Source organism: Bradyrhizobium rifense, assembly GCF_008123425.1.
In the GTDB taxonomy this organism is placed as follows: domain Bacteria; phylum Pseudomonadota; class Alphaproteobacteria; order Rhizobiales; family Xanthobacteraceae; genus Bradyrhizobium; species Bradyrhizobium rifense.
The window spans coordinates 33,489-60,382 of the sequence record NZ_VSSS01000089.1; the positions used below are offsets into that span (position 1 = coordinate 33,489).

27 protein-coding genes are annotated in these 26,894 nt (G+C 64.4%); 16 read left to right on the forward strand and 11 right to left on the reverse strand.

Annotation, left to right across the window (positions count from 1 at the left end; all coding sequences use genetic code 11):
• Positions 1–28: 28 nt before the first annotated feature.
• The 5 genes from FXB40_RS44275 to FXB40_RS48525 all read left to right on the forward strand — a co-directional run bounded on the left by FXB40_RS44275 (position 29) and on the right by FXB40_RS48525 (position 4,148).
• The gene (locus FXB40_RS44275) at positions 29–421 is read left to right on the forward strand and encodes a BlaI/MecI/CopY family transcriptional regulator (protein ID WP_148753097.1); all 393 of its coding nucleotides are present in this window, start codon (positions 29–31) and stop codon (positions 419–421) included.
• Entirely contained in the window at positions 418–2,937 is a 2,520-nt protein-coding gene (locus tag FXB40_RS44280; protein WP_148778530.1) for a M56 family metallopeptidase, read from the forward strand. The genes FXB40_RS44275 and FXB40_RS44280 overlap by 4 nt, the downstream gene beginning before the upstream one ends.
• Positions 2,938–3,056: 119 nt before the next feature.
• On the forward strand, positions 3,057–3,215 hold the full coding sequence (locus FXB40_RS48520; RefSeq protein WP_187437559.1) for a hypothetical protein: 159 nt from the start codon (positions 3,057–3,059) through the stop codon (positions 3,213–3,215).
• Positions 3,216–3,367: 152 nt separating this feature from the next.
• The gene (locus FXB40_RS44285; RefSeq protein ID WP_148778531.1) at positions 3,368–3,892 is read left to right on the forward strand and encodes a septal ring lytic transglycosylase RlpA family protein; all 525 of its coding nucleotides are present in this window, start codon (positions 3,368–3,370) and stop codon (positions 3,890–3,892) included.
• Between the two features lie 103 nt (positions 3,893–3,995).
• A complete protein-coding gene (locus tag FXB40_RS48525) occupies positions 3,996–4,148 on the forward strand; it encodes a hypothetical protein (protein ID WP_187437560.1) in 153 nt (50 codons plus the stop codon).
• An 83-nt stretch (positions 4,149–4,231) separates the two neighbouring features.
• Here the strand turns inward: FXB40_RS48525 and FXB40_RS44290 are convergent, their stop codons facing one another.
• From FXB40_RS44290 to FXB40_RS44300, 3 genes are all read right to left on the reverse strand, one after another.
• Positions 4,232–4,534, reverse strand: coding sequence for a hypothetical protein (locus tag FXB40_RS44290; RefSeq protein WP_148778532.1), 303 nt, complete (start codon positions 4,532–4,534; stop codon positions 4,232–4,234).
• A gap of 107 nt (positions 4,535–4,641) precedes the next feature.
• Complete coding sequence (locus tag FXB40_RS44295; protein ID WP_148778533.1) at positions 4,642–4,914, reverse strand: hypothetical protein; 273 nt, start codon at positions 4,912–4,914, stop codon at positions 4,642–4,644.
• A 130-nt stretch (positions 4,915–5,044) separates the two neighbouring features.
• Complete coding sequence (locus FXB40_RS44300) at positions 5,045–7,735, reverse strand: flavin-containing monooxygenase (RefSeq protein WP_148778534.1); 2,691 nt, start codon at positions 7,733–7,735, stop codon at positions 5,045–5,047.
• A 190-nt stretch (positions 7,736–7,925) separates the two neighbouring features.
• On the opposite strand from FXB40_RS44300, the gene FXB40_RS44305 reads away from it, so the two are divergent.
• The gene (locus tag FXB40_RS44305) at positions 7,926–8,174 is read left to right on the forward strand and encodes a hypothetical protein (RefSeq protein ID WP_148778535.1); all 249 of its coding nucleotides are present in this window, start codon (positions 7,926–7,928) and stop codon (positions 8,172–8,174) included.
• Between the two features lie 81 nt (positions 8,175–8,255).
• Positions 8,256–9,725: a carboxylesterase/lipase family protein gene (locus FXB40_RS44310; protein ID WP_148778536.1), complete on the forward strand. Its 1,470-nt coding sequence runs from the start codon at positions 8,256–8,258 to the stop codon at positions 9,723–9,725.
• A 7-nt stretch (positions 9,726–9,732) separates the two neighbouring features.
• Here FXB40_RS44310 and FXB40_RS44315 read toward each other — a convergent pair whose 3' ends face one another.
• Positions 9,733–9,912 carry a hypothetical protein gene (locus FXB40_RS44315; RefSeq protein WP_027519499.1) on the reverse strand — a complete coding sequence of 60 codons (180 nt, stop codon included), beginning with the start codon at positions 9,910–9,912 and terminating at the stop codon, positions 9,733–9,735.
• A gap of 158 nt (positions 9,913–10,070) precedes the next feature.
• Here FXB40_RS44315 and FXB40_RS44320 point away from each other — a divergent pair, with 158 nt between their 5' ends.
• Positions 10,071–10,865, forward strand: coding sequence for a DODA-type extradiol aromatic ring-opening family dioxygenase (locus FXB40_RS44320; protein WP_148778537.1), 795 nt, complete (start codon positions 10,071–10,073; stop codon positions 10,863–10,865).
• 93 nt (positions 10,866–10,958) lie between these two features.
• Here FXB40_RS44320 and FXB40_RS44325 read toward each other — a convergent pair whose 3' ends face one another.
• From FXB40_RS44325 to glgC, 3 genes are all read right to left on the reverse strand, one after another.
• Positions 10,959–12,701, reverse strand: a complete 1,743-nt coding sequence (locus FXB40_RS44325; protein ID WP_148778538.1) for a serine hydrolase — start codon at positions 12,699–12,701, stop codon at positions 10,959–10,961.
• 208 nt (positions 12,702–12,909) lie between these two features.
• Entirely contained in the window at positions 12,910–14,340 is a 1,431-nt protein-coding gene (gene glgA / locus FXB40_RS44330) for a glycogen synthase GlgA (RefSeq protein ID WP_148778539.1), read from the reverse strand.
• Positions 14,337–15,599, reverse strand: coding sequence for a glucose-1-phosphate adenylyltransferase (gene glgC, locus FXB40_RS44335; RefSeq protein WP_148778540.1), 1,263 nt, complete (start codon positions 15,597–15,599; stop codon positions 14,337–14,339). The genes glgA and glgC overlap by 4 nt, the downstream gene beginning before the upstream one ends.
• Before the next feature lie 332 nt (positions 15,600–15,931).
• Between glgC and FXB40_RS44340 the strand changes: the two genes are divergently transcribed.
• Complete coding sequence (locus tag FXB40_RS44340) at positions 15,932–16,345, forward strand: hypothetical protein (RefSeq protein WP_148778541.1); 414 nt, start codon at positions 15,932–15,934, stop codon at positions 16,343–16,345.
• Positions 16,346–16,459: 114 nt separating this feature from the next.
• On the opposite strand, the gene FXB40_RS44345 is transcribed toward FXB40_RS44340, so the two are convergent.
• Complete coding sequence (locus tag FXB40_RS44345; RefSeq protein ID WP_148778542.1) at positions 16,460–17,440, reverse strand: ABC transporter substrate-binding protein; 981 nt, start codon at positions 17,438–17,440, stop codon at positions 16,460–16,462.
• A gap of 98 nt (positions 17,441–17,538) precedes the next feature.
• On the opposite strand from FXB40_RS44345, the gene FXB40_RS44350 reads away from it, so the two are divergent.
• The 5 genes from FXB40_RS44350 to FXB40_RS44370 all read left to right on the forward strand — a co-directional run bounded on the left by FXB40_RS44350 (position 17,539) and on the right by FXB40_RS44370 (position 22,381).
• Positions 17,539–17,772, forward strand: coding sequence for a hypothetical protein (locus FXB40_RS44350; RefSeq protein WP_148778543.1), 234 nt, complete (start codon positions 17,539–17,541; stop codon positions 17,770–17,772).
• A gap of 269 nt (positions 17,773–18,041) precedes the next feature.
• Positions 18,042–19,214 carry an acyl-CoA dehydrogenase family protein gene (locus FXB40_RS44355; RefSeq protein ID WP_148778544.1) on the forward strand — a complete coding sequence of 391 codons (1,173 nt, stop codon included), beginning with the start codon at positions 18,042–18,044 and terminating at the stop codon, positions 19,212–19,214.
• A gap of 27 nt (positions 19,215–19,241) precedes the next feature.
• Positions 19,242–20,336 (forward strand): LLM class flavin-dependent oxidoreductase, encoded by a 1,095-nt coding sequence (locus FXB40_RS44360; RefSeq protein WP_148778545.1) that lies wholly within the window; start codon positions 19,242–19,244, stop codon positions 20,334–20,336.
• Positions 20,333–21,271, forward strand: a complete 939-nt coding sequence (locus FXB40_RS44365) for an ABC transporter substrate-binding protein (RefSeq protein WP_148778546.1) — start codon at positions 20,333–20,335, stop codon at positions 21,269–21,271. The genes FXB40_RS44360 and FXB40_RS44365 overlap by 4 nt, the downstream gene beginning before the upstream one ends.
• A gap of 264 nt (positions 21,272–21,535) precedes the next feature.
• Positions 21,536–22,381, forward strand: coding sequence for a CmcJ/NvfI family oxidoreductase (locus FXB40_RS44370; protein ID WP_148778547.1), 846 nt, complete (start codon positions 21,536–21,538; stop codon positions 22,379–22,381).
• 85 nt (positions 22,382–22,466) lie between these two features.
• On the opposite strand, the gene FXB40_RS49695 is transcribed toward FXB40_RS44370, so the two are convergent.
• The gene (locus FXB40_RS49695; RefSeq protein WP_148778548.1) at positions 22,467–22,742 is read right to left on the reverse strand and encodes a hypothetical protein; all 276 of its coding nucleotides are present in this window, start codon (positions 22,740–22,742) and stop codon (positions 22,467–22,469) included.
• Positions 22,743–22,992: 250 nt separating this feature from the next.
• On the opposite strand from FXB40_RS49695, the gene FXB40_RS44380 reads away from it, so the two are divergent.
• Complete coding sequence (locus FXB40_RS44380; RefSeq protein ID WP_148778549.1) at positions 22,993–23,307, forward strand: septal ring lytic transglycosylase RlpA family protein; 315 nt, start codon at positions 22,993–22,995, stop codon at positions 23,305–23,307.
• Between the two features lie 47 nt (positions 23,308–23,354).
• Positions 23,355–24,524, forward strand: coding sequence for a Gfo/Idh/MocA family protein (locus tag FXB40_RS44385; RefSeq protein ID WP_148778550.1), 1,170 nt, complete (start codon positions 23,355–23,357; stop codon positions 24,522–24,524).
• A gap of 174 nt (positions 24,525–24,698) precedes the next feature.
• Here FXB40_RS44385 and FXB40_RS44390 read toward each other — a convergent pair whose 3' ends face one another.
• Complete coding sequence (locus FXB40_RS44390) at positions 24,699–24,890, reverse strand: hypothetical protein (RefSeq protein WP_148778551.1); 192 nt, start codon at positions 24,888–24,890, stop codon at positions 24,699–24,701.
• 371 nt (positions 24,891–25,261) lie between these two features.
• Complete coding sequence (locus tag FXB40_RS44395) at positions 25,262–26,572, reverse strand: ABC transporter substrate-binding protein (RefSeq protein WP_148778552.1); 1,311 nt, start codon at positions 26,570–26,572, stop codon at positions 25,262–25,264.
• Between the last annotated feature and the right edge of the window lie 322 nt (positions 26,573–26,894).

Consider the following 26,894-nt stretch of genomic DNA (forward strand, 5'->3'; position numbering starts at 1 on the left):
AAGAATCTCAAGCCGTTAGGTAAGCCACATGGACGATCGTTTGCCCGACCTGGGCGATCTCGAGCACGAGGTCATGCAATTGGTATGGGCCCATGGGCCGGTCACGGCCGAAATCGTGCGCGAGCGGCTATCGCGACGCCTGAAGGAATCGACGGTGCGGACGGTGCTGCGCCGGCTGGAAGAAAAGGGCTATGCTCGTCACACCGTGGACGGGCGTACCTACGTCTACCACGCGGCCGAAGAGCGGGCCCGCGTTGCAGCCAAGGCGGTGCAGCGCATCGTCGACTGGTTCTGCAACGGCTCGATGGAGGAGGTCCTCGTCGGCATGGTGGACAATGCGATGCTCGACCAGCAGCAATTGCGTGCGCTGGCCGACCAGGTGGCCAAGGCGAAGAAGGCAAGGGGAGTGAAGAAAGAATGATCGCAGCTCTGGCTGAGGCGGCGTTACGCTCCTTCGCGCTGGGAGGCGTCGTCTGGATCGGTCTCATCCTGTTTCGTGTGCGCAATCCGCACATCCACATGACGGCGTGGGTCGTCGTGCTGCTGGCATCGCTGGCGATGCCGTTCGTGATGCATTGGCCGACGCTCACCCTCGACCGGATGCCTTTGTCCGTGCCGGTGCCGGACGACGCCTGGCCGGCCGACTTCGCGATGCCTGATCGACCGCAGCCATCCCTGCCGATCGCGCCGGCTTCGGCGATCGCGCCGACGGTCAAGGCAGGCGTCTCGATCAATTGCTGGATGGTCGCCACCACCGTCTATGCCTGCGTCGCCGGCCTGTTGCTGCTGCGACTGGCCATCGGCCTCTGCCTGACCTGGCGTCTGGCGCGCGCGGCGAGGCCGGTGAAAAGCCGCGAGATGATCGATGCCGATGTGCGCGTCAGCCGCGACGTCGGCGGCCCCGTCACCTTCGGCTCGACCATCCTGGTGCCGCCGCAGTTTTTCCGTTGGGATGCGAAGAAGCGCCTCGCGGTGCTCGCCCATGAGGGCGCGCATGTCGCCAATGGCGATTTCTACGTCCTGTTGCTCGCCTCGCTCAACCGAGCGGTGTTCTGGTTCAGCCCGTTCTCCTGGTGGCAGCTGGCGCGGCTTGCCGAGCTCGCCGAGATCATCAGCGACGCCCGGGCGATCGAGATGATCGACGACCGGCTGTCCTATGCCGAAATCCTGCTCGACGTCGCTTCCTCCGTGAAGCCGCGGCCGATGGAGCTTGCGATGGCGCAGATGTCGACCGTGCGCGCGCGGGTCGAACGCATCATCGCGGCCGCCGCCATGCCCGCAGCGGTCGGTTGGCGCAAGCGGCTGTGGATCGCGGCCGCGATCGTGCCGGTGGTGGTCGTATCGGCCGGCATGATCGCCGACCGCACGCCGGATCCGGTGCCCGCCGGCGCAGATATCGGCCAGGTGCCGGCCGAGCATTACCGTCCGTTCGTCAATTTCTACGCCATGGGCCCCGCCTCGGTGTTCGCCATCTTCCGCGAGGGCGACGAGATCTACGGGCAGCTCACCGGGCAACGCAGGCTGCGCCTGACCGTCACCAACGACGGCACTGCGTCCTATGCGGCGTCGTTCGGTGAGATCACGTTCCCGATCGACGCAGAGCGTCGCTCGTCCGAGTTGACGCTGCGCATGAATGGCCGCGACGTGCGCGCCGTTCGCGTTGCCGAGATGCCGGCGCCGGCCACCGATCCGGTGTCGCTCGATCAATATGTCGGCTGGTACAAGATCGCGCCGAACCGCGTGCTCACCGTTCGGCGCGATGGCGATCGTCTGCAGGTGCAGGAGACCGGGCAGGGCCGGGCGCCCGTTCTTGCCGAGGGCACCGACGCCTTCTCCGTCCACGGCGATCATCTCCTGATCTTCCTGCGCGATGACGCGGCCGGCGTCTCGCGCGTGCTGGTCCAGAACGCCACCTCTGGCGCCCGTCTCGCGCAGCGGATCGATGCGGCGGAGGCCCAGGCGATCGAGACCGACTTCGCGCGCCGCCTGGCGGAAGTGCCCGACAGGTTCAGGGAGCAGGTTCCGGCTGCGGGCAGCAAGGAAGCGATTCTGACTGGAATCGAGGATCTGCGCCGCGGGACGCCGAACTATGATCGCATGAGCGCGCCGCTCGCCGCCAACATCCACCGTCGGGTCGACGAATTGCGCGCGACCTTCGTAGCGCTCGGCGCGGTCGAGACGATTTTCTTCCGCGGCGTCGGGCCCGGTGGCTACGACATCTATGGCGCCAAGTTCGAGAACGGCACGGCGGAATTCCGCGTGCTGCTCGAGCCCGACGGCAAGGCCGGCGACGTCATCTTTCGTGCCGATGGCAATGACGAGCTCGGCGGCATCGTCCCCTGCTCGGAAGAGGCGAATGTGCGCGGCCGCGCCGGCACCTCGCCGATCCGGATCATGGTCTATAACGAGCTGGGCGACGACATTCGGATCTTCAATCTCGACGCCGATGGCAATCGCCGGACGCAGAGCATCGTCCGGTCAAACATGACCTGGGCCTCAACGACCACCGTGAACAATCCATGGGTCATTGCCGACAAGTCGGGGAAGTGCATGGAGATCCTGGTGCCGGGCCGGCAGACGCGCTTCCATAATGTCGAGGCCTCGAACCTCGGTGCCAGGCCGGGACGCGCCGCGCGTCGCGCGGTTCCGATCGCCGATGGCGAGGCGATGCTGCGGCAGTACATCGCGGGCGTCGGCAAGGGGCAGCCGGACTACGACCACATGACGACCGAGGTTGCCAACATCACGCGGCAGCAGCTTCCGTTCGACCAGGCCATCCTGGCGCGGCTCGGCACGTTGCGCGCGGTTTCGTTCCACGGCGTCACCGCGCTCGACAGCGACATCTATGTCGCCCAGTTCGCCAACGGCTCGGCGGAATGGCGCATCGGCGTCCGGAACGGAACGATCACCAAGATCGCGCTGGGGCCGAATTTCTAGCGGCGCGGCTTGCGCACGAGTGCTGCGAGCGCTACGGTGTGTAACATTACGTTAGGTAGCCGGCCGCGGGCCCGGGAATCCGTCGCGGCCCTCGCAAGCTGACCGGGTTCATCATGTGTATGCTGACGCAACGGGAGCTCGACTTTCTCGCCAGCCTGAAAACCGGCTGGCGGCTGCTCTATCGGCGCGAACTGATGCGGCTCATCAGGAGCGACGTCGAGGCCGGCGAGGCACAGCCGGAGACGCGCCCGATCATCTGGCGCGTCGTATCAGGCTGATTTTTCGCTGATTTGTCTCGATTCAGGACAGTTAACTGTGGTGGATTCATCACATCCGGCGCGAAACGATGGTGGCCGCAAGGCCGCTTTTGTTCAGCCAAGGTTCTGCCCTCATTGCCCACCGAAACTTAGGCGTGTTCGGAGGGCGCATCATGTCTTGCATTGCACATACCGAAACTGCCCGGATTTCGCTGGCAACCTCGAGCCGGTTGCTCCTCGTCATCATCGGAGCCGCCTCGCTCGCTGCGTGCGCGCAATCACCCGCCGGCCGGCAGAGGGCTGATCTCGCTCCGACCACGAGGCAAACCGCGATCGAGCGTCCGCACAGGGTGGCGGCGCTGCATCCGCGCCCGATCTACCGGCCGCATCGGTCTCATGACATAGCCAGCGCCAAGTCGACTGCCTCGCAGGGCGTTGCGAGCTTCTATTCGGATACGGAGACAGCGAGCGGCGAGAAGTTCGACAAGAACGAATTGACGGCGGCGCATCCGAGCCTGCCGTTCGGCACCAAGCTGCGCGTCACCGACGTCTCCTCCGGCCGCGCCGTGACCGTCAGGGTCAACGATCGCGGGCCCTTCGTTCGCGGACGCGTGGTCGACATCTCGCCGTCCGCGGCCGAGGCGCTCGGCATGGTCGACAAGGGCATCACCAATGTCCGGCTCGACGTCGTGCGATAGAGCGCAATTCATCGATCCGAGATGACGCCGCTTAACCGGCTGTTAGCCGCTTCTCACGCACCATGGCTGCCCAAACAAATTGGGGCTATGGGGGAGACGGCGCTTGAACACGATCCAGTATCTTGAAGATCAGGCTGCGCGCGCCGAGCGACTTGCCAAACGGATCACGGATACGCTGACGATCGAAAAGCTCCTGACCTTCGCCGGCGAACGCCGCCGCGAGATCGAGGTCATCGCCGGAAGACGGCGCGGCTGACGCCTGTCAGCAGATAACGCCGGCAGCCCAAGCGGCGCCTTTTTGTTGCCTGCGCTTTGAAGCGTGTCGCGAGGACAACGCGCTCAGCTATGGCTTTCGACGAAGTCGCTGAGATAGTCGGGAAGCCGGATGCCGTCGATGTCGCAACGCGCGCGAATTTCGCCGGCGACGTCAATCGAGATGTCCTTCATCCAGTGCTCGAGCGTGTTGAACGAGATCACCTTGATGGGATCGTTGAAACAACCGGCGACGAGCTCGCTGATCGTCGTGTCGAGGTCATATCGTTCGACGCGAATTTCTTTTCCTTTGTCGCGGCGATCGATCACCACGAACAGGGTCTGGTCTGCGCCATAGGGCACGTTTTGACTGGGTACGGCTTCAAGCATCTCAGGCACTCACGCCTTGGCTTTGACTCTTAACTTCCGATCCGCGTTAACGGGAAAAACCGGAAGAAGGTTCCTACTTTTTTGAGAAGCCCGTCGCGGCGACGCCGTCAGAGATATTCACGTAGCCGCGACAGCTCCGCGATGTGCTCGGGCGAGAGGATGTCCGTGACCAGCGGCGGCTGCGGCGCCGTGTGGATGTCATAGAGATGCCGGGTCGGCGCGGGCTTCTCCATGAAGGCCGAGATGCACTCGTCGAGCGTGCCTTCGCTCACCTGATAGGACGCCCGGTCCGGCCGGCGCTGGTTTCCGAGCGATGGCCACTTATGCAGCACGGCGTGCGCGGTGAAATCGACCTTTGAATCAACTGATACGCCACCCATCGTCCCCGCCTCACGCAAAAAGAACCCCAGCACGCAAACTAGCGTGCCGGGGCCCATACCAAATCGTTGCATCTCAAAGCCACGCGTCCATAACGCGGCGGCCGGGAAAAGGTTCCCGGCCGATGGCTTCTTAACTCGCGGCCGCAGCGATCTTGTGCCCCGGGCTGTCATGGCCCTGGCTGGTGTCGTCGCCGCGGCTGACCTCCGGCGGAAGCCCCGCAAAGCGCCGCAAGGCCCCTGCCATCTGCGTCCGTCCCTGGACGCCGGTGATCACCACATCGACCATCGGAAAGGACGAGTGGAAATGGCCGCGCGCCTTGAGCTGCTCGACCGGCACGCCTGCCGCCGCCATCGCGTCCGCATAGGCGATGCCCTCGTCGCGCAGCGGATCGAACTCGCAGGTGACGACGAAGGCCGGCGGCAGGCCGGCGACCTTGCCGCGCAGCGGCGAGACGCGCGGATCGGTGCGGTCGGCCGGCGAGCAGTAGAGATCCCAGAACCAGTACATCAGCGACCGCGTCAGGAAGTAGCCCGTCGCATTGTCGTTGTAGGACGGACGGTCGAAGCTGCAGTCGGTGACCGGACACACCAGCAACTGGCCGGCGATCTCGGGCCCGCCGCGGTCGCGCGCGAGCTGGCAGGTGACGGCGGCAATGTTGCCGCCGGCGCTCCAGCCTGCGACCAGCACCGGTCCCGGCTTGCCGCCGAGCTCGGTGAGATGCTCGGCGATCCAGCGCGTCGCTGCATAGCCGTCCTCGGCCGCCGTCGGGAAGCGATGCTCCGGCGCGTGGCGATAGCCGACGCTGACGAAGGTCATGCCGGTCCGCCGCACCATGTCGCGGCAGAACGGCTCGTCCGACTGCTCGTCGCCGAGCACCCAGCCGCCGCCGTGGAAATAGACCACAACCTGGTGCGGTCCCGGCGTGGCCGGCTTGTAGACGCGATAAGGCAGCGGGCCGTCCGCGCCGGGCAGGGTGCCGTCGACGATGTCGCCGATCAGCCGTCCCGCAGGCCGGCCCTTGTTGAACTCGTCGACGAAGGCGCGCGCGCCGATTGCGCCCATCGATTCGATCGGCGGCAGGTTCAGCGACGTCAGCAGGTTCAGCACCAGCCGTACGTCCGGCTGCAGCCGCACCACCTCGCCGTCATTGCATTGTGCGGCGACGTCGGGGCCGGTGAGCTTGAAGCCGAGCATGCCGCGGCTCGTGACCTCGTCGCAGATGCTGCGATAGGGACCGACGCCGCCGGTGTAGGGCATCAGGCCCTGCACCTTGCCGGGCACGTTGGCGCCCGTGTACCAGGTGTTGGCGAGCCGGTGCAGCGTCACCATCGAGCAGTCGGCCAGGTGCCGGCCCCAGCCGGCCTGCGCCGTCTCGGTCGGCTCGATCGTGGTGAAGCCGGCATCGCGCAGCGCTTTGAGGCGGTCGACGACCCAGTCGACATGCTGCTCGATCGACACCGCCATGTTCGACAGCACCGACGGGCTGCCGGGCCCCGTGATCATGAAGAAGTTCGGGAAGCCCGCGACCGTGAGACCGAGATAGCTCTGCGGCCCCTGTGCCCAGACATCGGTGAGCGACTTGCCGTTGCGACCCGTAATCGGATGCACGGCGCGGATCGCGCCGGTCATGGCGTCGAAACCGGTCGCGAACACGATGACGTCGACGTCGACGTTGCGTTTGCCGGTGGTGATGCCGCCTGCGGTGATCCCCTTGATCGGCTCCTGGCGCAGATTGACCAGCGTCACGTTGGGCCGGTTGTAGGTCGCGTAGTAATTGGTATCGAGGCACGGACGCTTGGCGCCAAAGGGATGATCGTGCGGCATCAGTGCTGCCGCCGTCTCCGGATCCTTCACGGCAGCGCGAATCTTCTCGCGGATAAGCTCGCCGATCAGCGCATTGCCGTCGAAATCGACGCCCTGGTCGGCCCAGAGCTGCGTCAGGATGTGGACGAGGTCGCCGGCGGCCCAGGCACGTTCGAACCGCTCACGACGCTCCGCATCGCTCAATTGCCAGCTCACGACGGTTTGCTGCGGATAGGGCACACCGGTCATCGACTGGCGCGCCTGCTCGCGATAGGCCGCGCGGTCGCTCTGGAACAGGTCTCTGCGATCGGCCGGCGAGGGGCCGTTATGCGCGGGCAGCGCGAAATTCGGCGTGCGCTGGAATACGGTCAGATGCGCGGCCTGCTCGGCGATCAGCGGGATCGACTGGATGGCCGACGATCCGGTGCCGATCACGGCAACGCGTTTTCCGGCGAGATTGACGCCGTCATGCGGCCAGCGTCCGGTGAAATAGATCTCGCCCTTGAAGTCCTTGACGCCGTCGATCTCCGGCGGCTTTGGTGCGGAGAGGCAGCCGGTGGCCATGATGTAATGGCGGCAGGAGACCGGCGCGCCGTTGCTGGTGCTCAGTTGCCAGCGCTCGGCTGTCTCGTCCCAATTGGCTTCGGTGACCTTGGTCTTGAAGCGGATGTCGCGGCGCAGATCGTAGCGGTCCGCGACGAAGCCGAGATAGCGCAGGATCTCGGGCTGTGCCGCGTATTTCTCCGACCAGGTCCAGACCTTGTCGAGTTCCGGATCGAACGTGTAGCTGTAGTCGATGGTTTGGATATCGCAGCGCGCACCGGGATAGCGGTTCCAGTACCAGGTGCCGCCGACGTCGCCGGCTTCGTCGAGACCGACAGCCGAGATTCCTGCCTTGCGCAGGCGATGGAGAAGATAGAGGCCGGCAAATCCGGCGCCGACCACGGCAACATCGACCTGTTGAGCTGTTCCACTCGCCGCGTTGGACTCACGCGCGGCGACCATTGCGTCAGGCATGGTATTCCTCCCGTGTATTTTGTTTTGCCGGCAGGCTAGTCCTGCAGGCCCGGCTTGTCATCAGAGCAGGTGCAATCTTCGGTAGTCGTTTGCGGCGTGATCGTGGCGGCGCGAACCCTGCTTCAATGCACGCATCGCGATGCACAATGGCCGTGATTACCCGGGCTAATCATGTACGATTCGCCTGTGTATGCTTGCGGCTACAAGCCACGCTTACCGACCGGGCGTCATGACAGAGTTGAGTGAGCGAACCAAAGCCAACATGGACGTCGTCCTTGAGGAGACGTGCCGCCAATTGCCGCACGGCGGCGATCACGACAGCCGCAGGTTCATCGCCGAGCGCCTGATCGAAGCCGCGCAATCCGGCCACTCCACGCTAGGCGAGCTCGGCATCATCGCGCGACGTGCGCTGTCGGATATCATTGCCAAGGGCGGGTAGCTGCCCCCTCAGCGCTTGCCTCGGTGCTGGCTGCGGACGTAACCTGACGGGGAACATTTCCGCGCATCGAGATCCCCGAAGATGCGGTCCCTGCTTGCGCTCATTGCAGCCTTTGCATCGCTCTATGCCGGCGCGGCTGTGGCGCAGTCGGTCGGCCAATTTCCATTTGCGTTGACGCGCGAAGGCCAGATGCTTGGCGCCGTCGAGGGCGAGGTGGCGTCATTCAAGGGGCTTGCCTATGCGGCACCGCCGGTCGGCAGCCTGCGCTGGCGTCCGCCGCAGGCCTTGCCCGAGAGCTCCGAGATGAGCACGGCCTACGATTATGCCGCGGCCTGTCTCCAGCCAGCGATGCCGGCCGCGCGCGAGGATTGCCTCACGCTCAACGTGTTTCGTCCCTTCGGCGTCGACGGGCCGCTGCCGGTGATGGTGTTCATCCATGGCGGCGATTTCGTTACGGGCACCGCCAGTGATCCGCTGTTCGACGGCTCGAGGTTCGCGCAGGCCGGGCTCATCGTCGTGACCTTGAATTATCGTCTCGGCGCGCTCGGCTGGCTGACGCATCCCGCGCTGTCGGACGGCGGCTCCGGCAATTTCGGCCTGATCGACCAGGTCACGGCGCTGCATTGGGTGCATGACAACATCGCGGCCTTCGGCGGCGATGCGAACAACGTCACGCTGTTCGGCAACGGCGCCGGCGCAACGTCGATCGCGCTGCTGATGCTGTGCGCGCAATCGCGCGATCTTTTCCAGAAAGCCATTCTGCAATCAGTGCCCGGCCGCGCGCGCCTGCATTCGTCGCAGGAGGCCGAGGCCGTAGGCCGGCAATTTGTCGCCGCGCTCGGGCAGGAGGCGGATTTGCGCGCCGTCAAACCGGCGCGTCTGCTTGCGGCTGAAAAACGTCTGCTGGAGAAATCACCACGCAGCTTTGCGCCGGCGATGGATGGACACCTGGTGACGGAAGACATCGCCGCCGGATTTGCGGCAGGACATGAGAGCCGCATTCCCCTGATCATCGGTTCGAATGACGACGAGACCCGTTTCGGCAGCGAGCCGGAGGTCATGGAGACGCTGTCGTCCTCAGGCGCGAGCATCGACGAGCTGCGCAAGCTCTATCCCGATGCCGCGAGGCCGTCCGACGTTGCGGCGAGCTTCTACACCGACAAGGTCTTCTCCGAGCCGGTGCGAATGCTCGCCCGGCTTCATGCCGCGAGCGGCGCGCCGACCTTCCGCTATCGCTTTGCCTATGTGCCTGAAGCACGGCGCGGCAATCCCGACGAAGGCCACGGGCGGGAGTTGCAGTTCATCTTCGGCGTGGAGGGCGTGCCCGGTGCGGGCATCTTCTCGCGACGGGACCGCGAGGTCGCAAGCCGCATGCGGGCCTACTGGATCAACTTTGCCAGGAGCGGCGACCCCAACGGCGCAGAGCTGCCGCATTGGGATGCGGCCGCGGACCACGACCATCTGCTGCTGATCGCGAACGATCGCATTGCGAGCGGCGACGACCCCTGGGTGGTGCGTCTCGACCGGCTCCCGCGCGAGAGCAAAAAATGAGTTGGAGTTAGGCCGCGAGCTCGACGCGCGGCGCCGGGCTCAGCCGGTCTTCTTCCAGATAGTCCATCGCGCCGTCCTTCTCGACGGCATAGAACTGCTGGCCTTCCTTCGAGCGGTAGGCGGCGCGAACGACGCCGCGGCGGCCCTTGTCACTGTTGACGACGTCCCCCAGCGCAAACTTCTTCATCTCACGACTCGCATGTCTTCAGGCCGATTCCTTCGGCCACGCCGGATTGTGGGCGGCAAATCGTTAACGACTTGCTAACCATACCGGTTTGCCTATGCTCGCCGCCGATTGCGCGACTGCTACACGCGCATGTCGTTCAACGAGACGAGCTGGCACAAATGACGCGATTTCCGACCCTGTTCCTGTCCCACGGCGGCGGCCCCTGGCCCTTCATGGAGGACCGGCGGGTGCAATATGCGAAGACGGCCGCGGAGTTCGGCCGGCTGCCGCAGCTTCTGCCCGCAAAGCCGAAGGCGGTGCTCGTCATCACCGGCCATTGGGAGGCCGACGCCTTCACCGTGTCGACCTCGGCGCATCCGCCGATGGTGTACGACTATTACGGCTTCCCCGAGCATACCTACCGCATCACATATCCGGCGCCGGGCAAGCCCGAGCTCGCGGCAGAAGTGAAGGCGCTGCTCACGCGCGCCGGCCTCGATTGCCGGGAAGATCTCAATCAGGGGTTCGACCACGGCACCTTCGTGCCGCTTGGGCTGATGTATCCGAACGCCGACATGCCGATCGTACTGCTGTCGCTGAAGTCGAGCTACGACGCGGCCGAGCACATCAAGGTCGGGCAGGCGATCGCCTCGCTCCGCGACGAGGGCATTCTGATCGTCGGCAGCGGGCTCACCTATCACAATATGCGCGGTTTCGGCCGCGCGGAGTCCAAGCCCGTCTCGTACGATTTCGAGGCCTATCTGAACGAGGCGATCGGCAATCCGGATCCGGCGCGCCGCAACGCGATGCTGGTGGACTGGGAGAACGCGCCGAGCGCGCGTCTCGCCCATCCGCGTGAGGATCATTTGCTGCCGTTGATGGTCGCCGCAGGTGCCGCCGGCAGCGACGTCGGCAAGCGCGTCTTCGTCGACGAGGTCGCGAACGTCGCGATGGCGTCGTACGTGTTCGGGTGAATCCGTAGAACTCGTAGGGCGGATTAGCGTAAGCGTAATCCGCCATTGGGCTAAAACGTAGGTCGCGGATTTCGCTTCGCTAACCAATCCGCCTTATGGGCTGCGCTTCGCGATGAAGGTGCCGTTCGGCTGGTGATACACGAGTTCCTCGATCGCGCCGGATGGGCCGCGGCGGAATTCGGTGCGATAGCCGTCGAGCTGGACGATGCTGAGCGTCGCGCCCTGGTAGGGCCGCAGCTGGTAGAGCGGCACGAACGGAATTTTCAGAGTAAGCTGGCCCTCGCCATCCTCGGTGACGATGTGGGTCTGATCGCCGCGAATGTATTCGCCGACGCAGGCCAACCGGAACGCAGGGTCCATGCATTCGCCGGCGGCGGCGCGCGTGAAGACGATGTCCGGCACCAGCACCTCGAGCTGGGCCGAGAGACTCGCAATGTTGCCGTCGCGGTCGGTCGCAAAGGTAATCACGAGATCGTCCGGATTGAGGTCTCCGAAAACGTACGGCAGCTGGAACGAATCGTAGTGCCGGTGTGCGAGCTTCGCCTTCGTGCCGCGCCAGGCCCAGTGCAGGCTGTCGCCGTCTTGTGTGATGACCACCCGGCCATAGGCCGGATGTTCATAGGCGCCGCAAAAATCTGCGAGATCATGGCTAGGCTTCGTGTTCAGCTTGCGCGCCGTCGGCTTCGCCGACTCGTCGGCTTTCTGCTGCGCCAGCGCTTTGCGGCGCTTGTCGCGCAGGCGGTCCAGCCACGGCACGGGTTCGTTGCCGGCGAGATGATCGTGAACGCGGTTGATCAGGATGCTGGACACCAGATTGCCGCCGGTGTTGGTGAAGACGGCGATGCCGGTGTTTCGCGCCGGGATGAGGCGCATCAGCGTACTCCAGCCGAGCCAGCCGCCGGAGTGTCCGACCACGCGCTCGCCGCGGTAGGTGGTGTGGTTGAAGCCCAGCCCGTAATGCGAATGGCCGAACTCTTCCCACTCAGCAGCGCCGGCGAAGACGCGCGGCGACTGCATCTCCCGGATCAGCGTGGACGACAGCAGGCGCTCGCCGGCGAATTCGCCCTCGGCCAGCAAGAATTTCATCCAGTTGGCGAGGGCGGCAACCGAGGTGACGATGGCGCCGGCGCCCGTCGTGGTGATGGGGAGGAATTTGCTTCGCGAGCGCAGGTCGCCCCGTTCCACCAGGTAGGGAACGGCGGCGTCAGTTGCCGCGGCGTACTCCTCGGCCGAAAAGCCGACCGGGATCCGTAACTTATCTGTAAGCCGGGTGCGGACGAAATCTTCATAGCTCTGACCACTGATGCGCTCGACGACAAGGCTAGCGGCATTGTAGGCGAGATTGTTGTATTGAAAATCGGTGCGGATGTCCCGGGCCGGCTCAAGGTGACGCAGCGCCGCCATCATCTCGCTGCGCGAGAGATCGGCTGGAATCCATATCCAGTCGTGGCGGGGCAGGCCGGAGTGGTGGCTGAGCAGGTCGCGCACGGTGACGCGCTCGGTCGCGACCGCGTCCTGCAGGCGGAATTCGGGAATGGTGTCGCGGACCGGTTTTGTCCAGTCGAGCCGTCCCTCGTCCACCAGAAGCGCCAACGCCGTGGCGGTGAACGTTTTGGTGATCGAGCAGATCAGGAACTGCGTCTCTGGCGTCGCGGGCAGTCCGGCTTCCACGTCGCGCTGGCCGCATGCCCTGAGCAGCACCGTCTCGCCGTTCTGCACGACGGCGAGCGTCACGGCCGGCACCTGCCACTCCGCCATCGCCTCCGTGACCAGCGCGTCGAGCTCGGGGATGAGGGCTGTGATGGTCGTATCGCTTCGGGCAGATCGGCTGGACATGGCACACTCGTTCTTCCGCTCGCCTCCACAACGGCTGGATGACGACCCGTAATGTTACAAAGCGTAGCATTCGCGACTGACCGACGCAAGCTGCGGGCGAGGCGACACGGGTCGTCGCTTCCGCCCTCGCTCTTCGAGGTAAGGCGGACAAGTCCGCCGCGCGCAACGCGCACGCGGAGAACCCATGACGCAGTAAGACGAATCCGCCCTACGCGCTGCGGGATGCCATCAGGCCGCGATAGAGTGCCGCGTACTCGCCCGCCCGGTTGCGCCAGGACACGTCGGTCGCGAGGCCCGCGAGCTGCAATTGCCGCCACGTTGCCTTGTCATGGTAGGTGAAGCTGGCGCGCCCCAGCGTTGCCGAGAGATTTGCCGATGTTACGGGCCCGAACGTGAAGCCGGTCGTCTCGTTCACGGTATCCGCGAGGCCGCCGACGCGCGACACGATCGGCACGGCGCCATAGCGCAGCGCACAGAGCTGGGTCAGCCCGCACGGCTCGAACCGCGACGGCACAATCAATGCGTCAGAGCCGGCCTGGATCAGATGCGCGAGCGCTTCGTCGTAGCCGATCACGGCCGCGATCCGGCCCGGATGTCCGCGTGCGGTTCCCTGGTAGCGATCCTGCAGTTCGGCATCGCCGCTGCCGAGCAGCGCCAATTGCATCCCATCACCGAGGATGGTGGGCATGGACTCCAGCAGCAGATCGAGTCCCTTCTGCCAGGACAGGCGGCTGATAACGCCGAGCAGCAGCGCATCCGGCCGCGGGTCGAGGCCGAGCCGCTGCTGCAGCGCGGCCTTGTTGGCCGAACGAAACGACAGCTCCTCGGCGCTGAAGCGGTAGGCGATGTGCGGATCGGTGTGTGGATTCCACACCGAGATGTCGATGCCGTTGAGGATGCCGCTCAGCGCGTTTGCGCGCTCGCGCAGCAGGCCGCCGAGCCCCATGCCGCCCTCGTCGCTCTGGATCTCCTGCGCATAGGTGGGCGACACCGTGGTGATGCGATCGGCCAGTTGCAGCCCGGCCTTCAGGAAACTGATGCTGCCGAAATATTCGAGGCCGTGGACGTCGAACGACGCGTCCCAAGGCAGCCCGATCGCGCCCGCGAGCGTGCGGTCGAACTTGCCCTGATAGGCCATGTTGTGAATGGTCATGACGGTGCCGGGCCGTGCCCCGCCATCGTAGTGCAGATAGGCCGGCGCCAGCCCGGCCTGCCAGTCATGGGCATGCACCACGTCAGGCACGAAGGCCGGAACGAGACCGTGGCCGATATCGGCCGCGATGCGCGACAGCGCCGCGAAGCGCACGCCGTTGTCCGGCCAGTCGACGCCTTCGGCGGTGACGTAAGGATTGCCCGGCCGCGCGTAGAGATGCGGCACGTCGAGCACGAACAGGTCGAGCCCGTCATGGGAGCCCGCGAGCAGCCGGCCCGGGCCGCCGAAATAATCCGGCCAGCGCCGGATTTCTTCCGCACCCGAAAGCCGCCGCATCACGTCCGGGTAGCCCGGCATCAGCGTGCGCATCTCGACGCCGTGCGCCTTCAGCGCAATCGGCAACGCGCCGGCGACATCCGCGAGGCCGCCGGTCTTGACGATGGGGTAGACTTCTGAAGCGACCGCGAGGACGCGAGCAGGCGTCATGTATTGAGCCTGTCGATCATCGTTTGCGTAATCAGCGAGATGCCTTGCTCGGTGGTGCGGAAGCGTTTGGCGTCGAGCTCGGGATCCTCGCCGACGACAAGCCCCTCGGGGATCTCGATGCCGCGATCGATCACGACATTCTTCAGCCGCGCGCCGCGCCCGACGTTCACATAGGGCATGATCACGGCGTTTTCGACACTGGCATAGGAGTTGATGCGCACGCCGGTGAACAGCAGTGAGCGGCGCAGCGAGGCGCCGGAGATGATGCAGCCACCCGAGACAAGCGAGCTCACGGCATAGCCGCGCCGGCTCTCCTCGTCGTGGACGAATTTGGCTGGCGGCGTGATTTCCGAATAGGACCAGATCGGCCAGGCGCGGTCGAACAGATCGAGCTCCGGCACCACGTCGGTGAGGTCGATATTGGCGGCCCAATACGCGTCGACCGTTCCGACATCACGCCAGTAGGAGCGCGGTTCGGTGCCGGTCCGTACGCAGGACGTCGAGAACTGGTGCGCAATAGCGCGACCGTTCTTGACGATGTAGGGAATGATGTCCTTGCCGAAATCGTGGTTGGAGTGTGGATCCTCGGCGTCGCGCTTGAGCTGGTCGAACAGGAATTTCGAGTCGAACACGTAGATGCCCATGCTGGCGAGCGAGACGTCCGGCTTGCCGGGCATCGGCGGTGGATCCTTGGGCTTCTCGAGGAATTGCTGTATCCAGCCGTTCTCGTCGATATGCATGATGCCGAAGCCGGAGGATTCCGCGCGGGGCATTTCCAGGCAGCCGACGGTGACGTCCGCGCCGCTGTCGACGTGCTGCCGCAGCATCACCTCGTAATCCATCTTGTAGATGTGGTCGCCGGCGAGCACCACGATAAAGCGGGCGTTGTGCGACTCGATGATGTCGATGTTCTGGTAGATCGCATCCGCCGTGCCGACATACCACATGCTCTCCGAGACGCGCTGGCTCGCAGGCAGGATGTCAAAACTCTCGTTGCGCTCGGGGCGGAAGAAGTTCCAGCCCATCTGGAGATGCCGGATCAGGCTGTGCGCCTTGTACTGGGTGGCAACCGCGATGCGGCGGATGCCGGAGTTGACCGCGTTCGACAGCGCGAAATCGATGATGCGGGATTTGCCGCCGAAATAGACCGCGGGTTTGGCGCGCCGGTCGGTCAATTCCAGCAGCCGGCTGCCGCGACCACCGGCCAGGACAAACGCCAAAGCCTGGCGGGCAAGCGGCTCATTTCCGGCGGCACTCATGTCATCCTCCCTGAACTCAGGCGCATACCAAGGTCTTCGCGAGACGCCTCCCGGCCGCGCATCGTTGGAACCGATAGTAACGGTACGAATAGGTAATCGGGAAGGTGCTTGTTGGTTGCGAACGCATGGGAAGCTTAACGCTTTCCCGCCGGTCTCAACGCTCCAGCGCCGTCGTACCGGCGTCATACCGGCGCGGCGGATGATCACATTTCGGGCACGCGTGGTGTCTTGTGCGGTGCACGCAAATTCGAGGCTTTGACTTAACGCTGGGATGCCTGAATCATGGCGGCGCGATCCTTTCCAAAACGAAACGTCAGAGAGGGAGAAAGGCGATGAATATCTGGAAAACGACAATTGCCTGTTCGCTCACGGCTGCGGTCGTGGCGGGCCAGGTGGGGCAGGCGTCAGCGGCCCCGCTGCCGACCCATGTCGCGACCATGAAGGCCGCGGCCGGCGATGACGTCACGCCGGTCTATTGGCGCGGCCGCGGGTTTGGTTGGGGGATCGGTGGCCTGGCGGCCGGCGCGATCATCGGTGGCGCCATCGCCAGCAGCGGGCCTTATGGCTATTACGGCGGCGACCCTTATTACGGTGGCGGTTACGGGCCGGGCTACGGCTATGCGCCGGCCTATTATGGTTACGGCTACGGGCCGGCCTATCCGCGATATTACCGGCCCTACCGTCCGTATTACGGCTATGGCTACGGCTACCGGCCGTATCGCCCGTACTACCGCGGATATTGGTAGGTTAGAGCGACAGCCACACGATCAGGCTCATGCAGGCGAGATGCGCGAGCACGATTGCGGCGAGATGCAGCGGGCCGGCTTTGGGGCGAATCCTGCGCATCTCGCCGCCCCGCGCTAGTTCGATCCCGCGGCCGCGGCGGTGAAGCTGCGGTCGACGGCTTTGCTGACGTCGAGCGTCTTCGGCAGGATGCCGTAGCGCGTCGAGCGGTCGGATGCTTCCTGCACCTCCTTCACGACGTTCTCGTCGATCGGAATCGGACTGGTGCGCTGTGCGGTGTAGGCTGACAGCAGCACATCCTCGGGCAGTTTTGTGAGTTCGGCCGTGCTCTTGGCGTATTCACTGATGTGATCGAGCGACCACAGCCGCGCCTTGTTCAGCCGCTGCAGCAGGTCCTGCACCGCCGCGCGCTTGGTGGCGATGGCGCTGTCGGTGGCGACGATGAAGGTGATGGTCGGCGTCAGGCCGTCGCCGTCGGCGATCACGCGCGCCTTGTCCTTCAGCGTGGCGAACGAGACGTAGGGCTCCCACACCGCCCAGGCGTCGATCGAGCCGGCCACCAGCGCGACCTTGGCATCGACAGGGCCGAGCGGCGCGAAGGTCGCGTCCTCGAGCTTGATCTGCGCTTTCTCCAGCGTCGCGTCGATCAGGAACTGTCCCCAGCCGCCGCGCGTGCCGGCGAGGCGCTTTCCCTTGAGGTCGGCGGCCGACTTGATCGGCGAATCCTGGCGCACCAGGATCGCTTGCGTCTTCGCGTCCGACTTGGTGCCGCCGATCGCCTTGATCGGCGCACCGGCCGCATAGACCGACAGGAAGGAAAGATCGCCGGTGTAGCCGACGTCGAGCGCGCCGGCGTTGAGCGCTTCCAGGATTGGTGCTGCCGCCGGGAATTCCGACCATTCGATTCTGTACGGCAGGTCCTTGGCGTAACCCGAGATCTCCAGCAGCGAGCGGTTGCCGCCCTTCTGGTCGCCGACGCGCAGCACGACCGTGTCGGCCGCGAACGACGCGGCTGCCGTCGACAAGGTGACGGCTGCGGCAAACAGCGAGGCTGCCAACCGGCGCGTGATGGAATGGTCGTGGGAATTGATGCTCATGTGATCTGTCTTGTTGCCTGCTTGTTACCTTGGCTCACGACACGTGAGCGCGTGATGCAGTAAGACGATCGAGTCTATGATTGCGCGGTGCGCAGTCAATGAAATGGCTATCCGTATTGCGGATGCGTCGGGCAATGACGTTTCAGTGTGGCGCCGCTTTCGAGAATGCGCGGCGTGTGCGGCAGAATATGCGCAACAATGGAGCAGATCGCGGGAGTCGCGGTGTACCACTGCCGGATGATGCACCAGCTGAAATCGTTGCATCGTTCCTGCGCGCGCTGATGGAGAGAATGACTTCGCATCGCGCCACATTAGAAATTCCATTTCATTGACGATGCGGCAGGCGCACCGCATGATTTGCGCATCGCATCAACGCGGCGCCGGAAGCGCCTGCGAAAAAGATTCTCTCAACGCAGCTCCGCACGGAACATGCGCAACGCGAAGCGGTGCGCGAATGGTGGAGCCATCCCAACTCAGGAGTGGGGCTGATGGGCAACGACGACAAGCGCGCTGGATCGGGCCTCGACCGACGTCATCGCGGCGACCCATATCTGGCCGATCTGCGCCGTCAAATTCTTGGTCTCTTGGGATTGGATGCGACATGGTGACTTCTGCAGCTCAGGGACGAGTGGCGCATAGCGAGCCCGACTACATCGCGCGCGCCGAGGCGCTTGCGCCGGGCTTTGCCGCGCGCGCGGCCGAGCATGACCGCACCGGCAGCTTTCCTTTCGAGAATTTCCGCGAGCTGTCCGAGGCCGGCCTGCTGTCGCTGACGGTGCCGGCCGCGCTCGGCGGGGCCGGCGCGGGCGCACGATACACCGCGCGCGTCCTCGGCATCATCGGCAAGGCCGATCCGTCGACCGCGCTGGTGCTGTCGATGCACTACATCAACCATCTCGTGATGGGGCGAAGCCCGACCTGGCCGGCAAAGCTGTCGCGCAAGCTTGCGCGCGAGACGGTCGACGGCGTCGCGCTCGTCAATGCATTGCGGGTCGAGCCCGAGCTTGGTTCACCGTCGCGCGGCGGATTGCCGGCGACGATTGCGCGCCGCACCGAAACCGGCTGGCGCCTGACCGGCCACAAGATCTATTCGACGGGCTCGCCGATCCTGAAATGGTACCTGGTCTGGGCCCGGACCGACGAGGCGGAGCCGCGCGTCGGCCAGTTCCTGGTGCCGGCGGGCCTGCCGGGCACGCGCATCGTCGAGACCTGGGATCATCACGGCCTGCGCGCCAGCGGCAGCCACGACGTCATCTTCGACGATGTCGTGATCCCGCTCGATGCCGAGGTCGATATTCGCAAGCCCGCGGATTGGAATGCGCGCGACATCACGCAGGCGACCGTCCATACGGTCTTCGTCGCCGCGATCTATGACGGCGTTGCCCGTGCGGCACGGGACTGGTTCGTTCAGTTCCTGAAGCAGCGCGTTCCCGCCAGCCTCGGCGCACCGCTTGCGACCTTGCCGCGCGCGCAGGAGATCCTCGGTGCCATCGAGGTCAGGCTCGCGGTCAATGCGCGACTGCTCGACACATTTGCCCGCGATTTCGACGACGGCGTCGATCTCTCCACCGGCGAATCCAACGTCGTCAAGCTGACGGTCACCAACAATGCCGTCGCCGCGGTCGAGGATGCCTTGTCGCTGACCGGCAATCATGGGCTCAGCCGGACCAATCCGCTGGAGCGGCACTATCGCGATGTCCTGTGCGGGCGCGTGCACACGCCGCAGGACGATGCCACGCGCATCGGCCTCGGCCGCGCCGCATTGGGCCTTTAGCTTTCAGAAAACAACAGGGAGACCATCATGTCGGTCGAGTTCATCGGCTTTATCGCAAACAGCGACGCTTCCGAAACCATCGTGCGCCAGGGGCCGGTGCTCGATCCGCACTATATCGAGACGGTGGCGAAGGCGCATGAGCTTGCCGGCTTCGACCGCGCGCTGCTGGCGTTTCATTCGACCACGCCGGATGCGCTGCAAATCGCCCAGCACGTGCTGACCATCACGAAGAATCTCAAGGTGATGATCGCGCAGCGCCCGGGCTTCACCGCGCCGACGCTGCTGGCGCGCCAGCTCGCCACGCTGGACCAGCTCTATGATGGCCGCGTCTCGCTGCACGTCATCACCGGCGGCAACGCCATCGAACTGCGCCAGGACGGCAACACGCTCGACGACAAGGACGAGCGTTACGCCCGCACCAGCGAATTCCTCGACATCGTACGGCTGGAATGGACCAGCGAGAAGCCGTTCAACTACAGCGGCAAGTATTACACCGTCGAGAACGGCTTCTCGCAGGTGAAGCCGCTGCAGAAGGGCGGTATCTACACCTTCGTCGGCGGCGGCTCGGACGCCGCGATCGAGGTCTCGGGCAAGCATGCCGACACTTTTGCGCTGTGGGGTGAATCCTATGCCCAGGTGCGCGATGTGACCGCGCGCGTGCGTGCGGCAGCCGCGAAGCACGGGCGGCCAAGCCCGCGCTTCAGCCTGTCGGTGCGGCCGATCCTGGCCGATACCGAGGAGAAGGCCTGGCAGAAGGCCGAAGGGATCCTCGAGCGCGCCACCGCGCTGCAGGACCAGACCGGCTATCGCCGGCCCAATCACGCGACCGAGGGCGCCAAGCGGCTGCTGGCGGCGGCCGACCAGGGCGCGCGCATCGACAAGCGGCTGTGGACCGAGATCGCAAAGCTCACCGGCGCCAACAGCAACACCACCGCGCTGGTCGGCACGCCCGAGCAGGTCGCGGAAGTCTTCGCCGATTATTACGATCTCGGCGTCAGCCACTTCCTGATCCGCGGCTTCGATCCGCTTCCGGATGCCATCGACTACGGCCGCGAGCTGATCCCGCTGACGCGCAAGCTGATCGCCGAGCGCGACCAGCAGCGGGGGATCGCGGCGGAATGATCCGGTTCATTGTTGCAGCAGCGCTCGCATTTGCGGGCGCTGATCTCGCGGCCGCGCAGACCACGCTGCGCGTCGGCGACCAGAAGGGCAATTCGCAGGCGGTGATGGAAGCCGCCGGTGTGCTCAAGGATGTCCCCTACAAGATCGAGTGGAAGGAGTTTCCGGCGGCCGCGCCGCTGCTGGAGGCACTGAGCGCCGGTGCGATCGAGACCGGTCTCGTCGGCGACGCGCCCTTCACCTTCGCCGCCGCCTCCGGCGCGCCGGTGAAGGCGATCGCCGCGATCCGGCAAACCGGCGAGGGGCTCGCGATCCTCGTGCCCGAAAATTCGTCGATCAGGAGCTTTGTGGATCTCCGCGGCAAGAAGATCGCGACGGGCCGCGGCTCGATCGGCCATCAGCTGATCCTCGCTGCACTGGAAAAGAACGGGTGGGCTGCGAGCGACGTGCAGATCGCGTTCCTGGCGCCGTCGGACGCCAAGATCGCCTACACGCAAGGCTCGGTCGATGCGTGGTCGACCTGGGAGCCATACGTCAGCCAGGAAGAGGTGGTGTTCAAGTCACGCCGCGTCATCACCGCGGAGGGCCTGACGCCGGGGCTGAGCTTTCAGGTGGCGCGGCCGGATGCGATTCGCGACAAGCGCGCCGAGCTGACCGACTTCGTCCGCCGCCTCACGGTCGCGCGAGCATGGTCAATGACCAACGCCAACGGTTATGCGGAAACCTGGGGCAAGCTGATGAACATCCCGACCGCGGTGCCGCAGAACTGGCTCTCGCGCGCAAAAATCCGCATCGCGCCGATCGACGACGGCGTCGTCGCGGACGAGCAGAGCACGATCGATCTGTATTTCCGCTGGGGCCTGATCAAGCAGAAGCTCGATGCCGCGGAGGTGGTCGATCGATCGTTTACGGATGCGATCGCGAGGGCGGGGTTGTAGCCGTACGTCTTGCTCTCGGTTAGATGGGCCCCGGCTCAGCAGCGCACCACTGCGTGATGCGCTGCGTCCGGGGCACGAGATATCACAACGTCATCAAGCGCCTGTGAGGTGAGGACGGCGTTTCTAACCCGATCCGCACCTCCGAAACATTCCTTCTGCATTCCCGCGTCGCGGCAACACTCTCATTGCTATTTGCATCGCACCTCTTGCACCGCCGTCCGTCCCGTCAAAAATCAAATGGACGACCACATCGGGAGACCGGCCATGGGCCTGCAAGAAACAAAAATCGAATCGCTTCCCTTCGTCACTGCTGAACTCAACTACCTCGCGCCGGTGTCCGGCAAACCACGCACCTATGCTTTCGATCCGCCGCCGGGTGAACCCAAAAGCACATCGCTGCCGGAGCCGCACCAGGTGCCGATCTTCGATGCGAGACTGATCGCGAACAATATCTCGCTCGATCGCGAAGGTTTTGCGCTGGTGCGCCATCCCAATCAGGTGAAGGACTTTTACAACGACGAAGAGATACGGGCGGTCTACTATCCAGCCGTCGAGGCTTTCCTCCGCGCGACGTTGAAAGCTGATCGCGTCGTAATCTTCGATCACACAGTGCGGAGGCGCGTCGAGGGCGCCGCCGACATTCGCGACGGTGGTCCGCGCCAGCCCGCGACCCGCGTCCACGTCGACCAGACCGCTGTCTCCGGCGCCAACCGCGTGCGCGAGCATCTGCCTGATGAAGCCGATGAGCTGCTCAAGGGCCGCGTCCAGGTGATCAATCTCTGGCGACCGATCCGCGGCCCCTTGCGCGATTCACCGCTCGCAATGGTCGACGGCACCACGGTGTCGCCCGACGATCTCGTCGCCTCCGACCTGATCTATCCCAACCGTCGCGGCGAGACCTATTCGGTGAAGTACAATCCGAACCACCGCTGGTTCTATTTCCCCGAGATGACGGCGGACGAGGCCTTGCTGCTCAAATGCTATGACTCGGCAACCGACGGCCGCACCCGCTTCGGGCCGCACACCGCCTTCGTCGATCCGACCACACCGGCCGATGCCGCGCCGCGTGAGAGCATCGAGGTGCGCACGCTGGTCTTTCACAAGCGTTGATTGCTACGAGGGAGTTCGGTCGTGTCGGGCCAGACAACCCGACACGGCGGCAATCTATCTCCTCAGGCGATTTCAGCCTCGCCCGTCACCGACAGACATAGGATCCGTTGACAAGCACGCGAACGCATCCGGTGCCTACTGCGGCCGCGCCAACGGCAGCGCCGCCTACGACGGCACGTCGTGTGGTGCGACGCGCAACGCCGGCCACGCTGACAGGCGTCAGGGGACGTCCGACCCTGGCCTCTGCGCTGCTGACCGACAGCGCGAGTCCTTCGGTCGGCGACCACTCAAATGAACCGGATAGTCCAAGGCCGGCTATCAATGCAGCCAGTAGCAGCATTGTCGGCTTGCGATATGTCATGCTGAGCTCCCGTCGTCTTAGAGTGAGAGGTCATCAGCCTACGGCTGGACCTCCAGACCATTGATCAGGATCAACAGATCAGGCTGGCGCAGGGCAGCGAAAGGTGCGGTGGCGTCTTGCCGCAGGCGGGGTATTTCACAGGTCGTAACAATGTGTGATGGCACTGCCTGGCGTCGCCCGGCAGTGTTCCCGGAACCAACGGGAACTGGGCGACGTTGCAGCGGGGGCAGGGCTAACCGGGAGCGGTGCCGTGCGAGCGCAGCCAACATTATTGTTTTACCTGATCACTTTCTCGCTTTCTGCATTTTCCGTCGCCCATGCCGAAAGCGGACTTGCCTCATATTATGGATACGGGAAAGCCGCGAAGAGCGGCGAACTGACCTGCGCGCATCGTACGCGTCCGTTCGGCAGCGTGCTCAAGGTGTCCTACAGCGGACGGAGCATTCAATGCCGCGTCAATGACCGCGGTCCCTTCATCCGCGGCCGCATCGTTGATCTCTCGGTGCCCGCCGCCCGCGCGCTCGGCATGATGAGCGCAGGCGTGGTGCGGGTCTCGGTGGAATAGCTCCTTCAGCGCGCTATAGTGCCGCCCAAAGCAAGGGGAGGGGCGCTATGGCCAGAATTAGGGTCGGACTCGTCGGCTGCGGCTTCGTGTCGGAGCTGCATATGTACGCGTTCCGGCGCGTCTACGGTATCGACGTCGAGGTTGCGGCGGTCGCCGCGCGCGGCGATCACGTCGTCGAATTTGCCGCCCGTCATAACATCCCGCGGGTCTATCGCAGTTTTTCGGAATTGATCGCAGACCGCGCGCTCGATGTCATCGACATCTGCACGCCGCCCAACCTTCATGCCGAGATGATCGTCGCAGCCATGCAGGCCGGCAAGCACGTCATCTGCGAGAAGCCGTTTGCCGGCTATTTCGGCCGCAACGGTGACAGGGAGCCGATCGGCAAGCACGTGCCGAAGGCGCTGATGTATGAACGCGTGCTCGAGGAGATGGACGCAACGCGTGCCGCGATCGAGCGCACCGGAAAACTGTTCATGTATGCCGAGGACTGGATCTACGCGCCGGCCGTGACCAAGACCGCCGAGATCCTCAAGGCGACGAAAGACAAGATTTTGTTCATGAAGGGCGAGGAGAGCCATTCCGGCTCGCACGCGGCGCATGCCGCGCAATGGGCGATGACCGGCGGCGGCTCGCTGATCCGGATGGGCTGCCATCCGCTCTCGGCCGTGCTCTATCTCAAGCAGGTGGAAGCGAAGGCGCGTGGCGAGACCATCAGGGTTGCCGGCGTCACCGGCGATGTCGGCAACGTCACGGCCGGTCTCAAGCCGGAGGAGCGGACTTACATCAAGGCCAACCCGGTCGACGTCGAGGATTGGGGCACGCTGACGGCGACCTTCTCCGACGGCACCAAGGCCACCGTGTTCTCCGGCGACATGATCATGGGCGGTGTACGCAATCTGATCGAGACCTACACCAGCGGCGGCTCGCTGTTCGCCAACATCACCCCGAACAACCATCTGATGAGCTACCAGACTTCCGAGGAGAAGCTCGCCCCGGTCTACATCACCGAGAAGGTCGATCGCAAAACCGGCTGGCAATATGTCTGTCTCGAGGAGGAATGGACGCGCGGCTATCTCCAGGAGATCCAGGATTGCATGGAATGCGCCGCCACCGGACGGCAGCCGCTGTCGGATCTCGCGCTGGCCTACGAGACGATCAAGGTGAACTATGCCGGTTATTGGGCGGCGGAAGAGGGACGGCGGGTGGTGTTGTAGGACGCCGCGCGTTCGCTGCTACCAATTCCGCCGCCTACCAGGCTCCGACAGCCATCATCACGACAATGGTCAGGCAAGAGAGGCAGGCAATCGACGCAGCATAGACTTCGGGCGTATTCAATGTTGCCTCCTGGAAATGTACTGCCGATCTAAAATACCGTTGCCGTGACGCGATTATTCCCGGACGCGCTTCGCTTCGGCTTCGTGTTGCGGGTCCGTCCCATCCGGATCGGCAGGATCGTCTTCCGGCAGAAAAAGTTTTGGATGTTTGCCGATGAGCAGAAGCTGCTTGCGCATCTCGGCAAGGCGAGCGCGGCAAAATTCCTTGTAGAGCAGTTCGAATATGGCGGGCATTGTCACCCCCATCGCTGGAATTCACGATCCGAAAATGTCTGATCCGCGCTGGACGGCTTCGAAATGCGAGCCGATTTGCCGGTTGGGCCAATGCTGAGCGCGATTGGCTGATCGGCTTGTACGTACGAAACGAGGCGGGGCTCGTTAGCCAGATCACACTTTAGAAAGCTTTTGTTTCAAAGAGACTTCGTCTCACAACCAGCACGAGTTGCTCTGTGGTCGAAAATCCAACTACAGCGCGAAAAGAATGACTGCTGGGTGCAAACGCTCCGGCCTGCAACGCGATTGTTGCGGCGGGTAGAGTTGTCAGGCACGGGCGGCGCCGCAGTTCACCTCGCCCTGCAAGCGGAGCGAGGGAGCGCACCGTCATCGCCGCGCGCTCGCTACGTCCCGTAGGTCGAGCCCTTCGGCAGCGGAAACACCGGATCCTGGGTACGGATGTTGGTCGGCCACACCACCGAGATGTGCTCGCCGGCGTTCTGCATCACCACTGGCGTCGAGCGTTCGTTCTGGCCGGAGAGCGGCGTGCCCGGCGGGAAGAATTTCACGCCGTAGCCCTGGATGGTGCCACCTGCGGGGATGTCGACATCGAGCGCGGCCTTGCGAATGGCCTCCGGCTCGAAGCTGCCGTACTTTTCCTTGGCGACCGGCAGCACGTTGTTGAGCAGCACCCAGGTCTGATTGAAACCCATCGAGCAGTGCGGCGGCACGTCGGTGGCGCCGGTCTTGGCCTGGTAGCGCGTGACCATGGTCTTGATCAGATCGCCCATGCCGGGCGCGAGCTTGGACGGATCGAGCAGTTGCGCCGGCACCGGATCGATGTTGCAGAAATTGTCGATGTCGGCGCCGAAGGCGGTGCGCAGCTTGTCGAGCTGGCTGTAACCGGCGCCGGCGCCGAACAGCATCCTGAAACGCAATCCGCTCTCGCGCGCCTGGCGCAGGAACAGGGTGATGTCAGGGTTGTAGCCGGCGTGCGAGATCACATCGACCTTGGCGCGCTTGAGTTTGGTGACGAGCACCGAGAGATCGGGCGCGGAGGCCGAATAGCCCTCGCGCAGCACCACCTGAATGCCCGCCTCCTTGGCATAGGCCTCGTCTGCGGCGGCGACGCCGACGCCATAGGGACCGTCCTCGTGGATCAGCGCGACCTTGACCTCCTTGGGGTCCATGCCGAGCTTGCCCTTGGCGTGCTCGGCGATGAAGCCGGCAAAGGCCTGGCCGTACTGGTCGGAATGGATCTGCGCGCGAAAGACGTATTGCAGGTTCTTGTCCTTGAACACGGCGGTCGACACCGCGGTCGTGATCCAGAGGATCTTCTTCTGCTGCTCGACCTTCGCCGCCATCGGCACGGCATGCGCGCTGGAATAGACGCCGTTGATGATGTCGATCTTCTCCTGGCTGATCAGCCGCTCGGCTTCGTTGATGGCAACGTCGGCCTTGCTCTGGGAGTCGGCGGAGACCGGCACGATCTTGGTCTTGCCGCCGATGCCGCCTTTCTCGTTGACGAGATCGATGGCGATCTGCGCGCCGACCGAGGAGGCGACCGAGCCGCCCGCGGCAAACGGGCCGGTGAGATCGTAGATCAGGCCGATGCGCAAATTCTCGGCTTGCGCCTGGGCCCGGGTCCAATCGAGGCTGAGTGTGGCGGCGGCAGCCGCCGTACCCTTCAGCAGCTGCCTGCGTGAAGTCGGCATCCTATCCCTCCCTCCCTCCGAACCGTCGTTTGCGACTGATTTTATGCTTTTTGGTGAGTATTTGGAGGGTGCTCGTGAAAGTCAACATGCACCGCACCAGGCAAATCGCGGCCGTCCGCGAGCAGTTCGGCATTTTTCCCTGAGTATCATTCTTTTTGCGGAGCGCTCAGGAAGCGACCGCTCCGCTGCCCCTCACCACGGATCGTTCGATTGCTCTGCATCATGCCGGACGCGAACATCCGCTTGTCGTGCGTGGGCTTTCAGCTTCGCTCCAACACGGACATCGTCTCCCGTGATTGTGATGGTTTCGCTGCAGCGCGTC

What these genes read in the sequence shown, in the direction of transcription:
- FXB40_RS44305 (WP_148778535.1), top strand. Translation starts at nt 7,926, where the DNA reads ATGCTTGCGGCTACAAGCCACGCTTACCGACCGGGCGTCATGACAGAG.
- glgC (WP_148778540.1), bottom strand. Translation starts at nt 15,599, where the DNA reads ATGAGTGCCGCCGGAAATGAGCCGCTTGCCCGCCAGGCTTTGGCGTTT.
- FXB40_RS49695 (WP_148778548.1), bottom strand. Translation starts at nt 22,742, where the DNA reads ATGACATATCGCAAGCCGACAATGCTGCTACTGGCTGCATTGATAGCC.
- FXB40_RS44370 (WP_148778547.1), top strand. Translation starts at nt 21,536, where the DNA reads ATGGGCCTGCAAGAAACAAAAATCGAATCGCTTCCCTTCGTCACTGCT.
- FXB40_RS44350 (WP_148778543.1), top strand. Translation starts at nt 17,539, where the DNA reads ATGAAATGGCTATCCGTATTGCGGATGCGTCGGGCAATGACGTTTCAG.
- FXB40_RS44395 (WP_148778552.1), bottom strand. Translation starts at nt 26,572, where the DNA reads ATGCCGACTTCACGCAGGCAGCTGCTGAAGGGTACGGCGGCTGCCGCC.
- FXB40_RS44285 (WP_148778531.1), top strand. Translation starts at nt 3,368, where the DNA reads ATGTCTTGCATTGCACATACCGAAACTGCCCGGATTTCGCTGGCAACC.
- FXB40_RS44365 (WP_148778546.1), top strand. Translation starts at nt 20,333, where the DNA reads ATGATCCGGTTCATTGTTGCAGCAGCGCTCGCATTTGCGGGCGCTGAT.
- FXB40_RS44280 (WP_148778530.1), top strand. Translation starts at nt 418, where the DNA reads ATGATCGCAGCTCTGGCTGAGGCGGCGTTACGCTCCTTCGCGCTGGGA.
- FXB40_RS44355 (WP_148778544.1), top strand. Translation starts at nt 18,042, where the DNA reads ATGGTGACTTCTGCAGCTCAGGGACGAGTGGCGCATAGCGAGCCCGAC.
- FXB40_RS44390 (WP_148778551.1), bottom strand. Translation starts at nt 24,890, where the DNA reads ATGGGGGTGACAATGCCCGCCATATTCGAACTGCTCTACAAGGAATTT.
- FXB40_RS44290 (WP_148778532.1), bottom strand. Translation starts at nt 4,534, where the DNA reads ATGCTTGAAGCCGTACCCAGTCAAAACGTGCCCTATGGCGCAGACCAG.
- FXB40_RS44360 (WP_148778545.1), top strand. Translation starts at nt 19,242, where the DNA reads ATGTCGGTCGAGTTCATCGGCTTTATCGCAAACAGCGACGCTTCCGAA.
- FXB40_RS48520 (WP_187437559.1), top strand. Translation starts at nt 3,057, where the DNA reads ATGCTGACGCAACGGGAGCTCGACTTTCTCGCCAGCCTGAAAACCGGC.
- glgA (WP_148778539.1), bottom strand. Translation starts at nt 14,340, where the DNA reads ATGACGCCTGCTCGCGTCCTCGCGGTCGCTTCAGAAGTCTACCCCATC.
- FXB40_RS44315 (WP_027519499.1), bottom strand. Translation starts at nt 9,912, where the DNA reads ATGAAGAAGTTTGCGCTGGGGGACGTCGTCAACAGTGACAAGGGCCGC.
- FXB40_RS44295 (WP_148778533.1), bottom strand. Translation starts at nt 4,914, where the DNA reads ATGGGTGGCGTATCAGTTGATTCAAAGGTCGATTTCACCGCGCACGCC.
- FXB40_RS44300 (WP_148778534.1), bottom strand. Translation starts at nt 7,735, where the DNA reads ATGCCTGACGCAATGGTCGCCGCGCGTGAGTCCAACGCGGCGAGTGGA.
- FXB40_RS44325 (WP_148778538.1), bottom strand. Translation starts at nt 12,701, where the DNA reads ATGTCCAGCCGATCTGCCCGAAGCGATACGACCATCACAGCCCTCATC.
- FXB40_RS44310 (WP_148778536.1), top strand. Translation starts at nt 8,256, where the DNA reads ATGCGGTCCCTGCTTGCGCTCATTGCAGCCTTTGCATCGCTCTATGCC.
- FXB40_RS44385 (WP_148778550.1), top strand. Translation starts at nt 23,355, where the DNA reads ATGGCCAGAATTAGGGTCGGACTCGTCGGCTGCGGCTTCGTGTCGGAG.
- FXB40_RS44275 (WP_148753097.1), top strand. Translation starts at nt 29, where the DNA reads ATGGACGATCGTTTGCCCGACCTGGGCGATCTCGAGCACGAGGTCATG.
- FXB40_RS44345 (WP_148778542.1), bottom strand. Translation starts at nt 17,440, where the DNA reads ATGAGCATCAATTCCCACGACCATTCCATCACGCGCCGGTTGGCAGCC.
- FXB40_RS44340 (WP_148778541.1), top strand. Translation starts at nt 15,932, where the DNA reads ATGAATATCTGGAAAACGACAATTGCCTGTTCGCTCACGGCTGCGGTC.
- FXB40_RS44320 (WP_148778537.1), top strand. Translation starts at nt 10,071, where the DNA reads ATGACGCGATTTCCGACCCTGTTCCTGTCCCACGGCGGCGGCCCCTGG.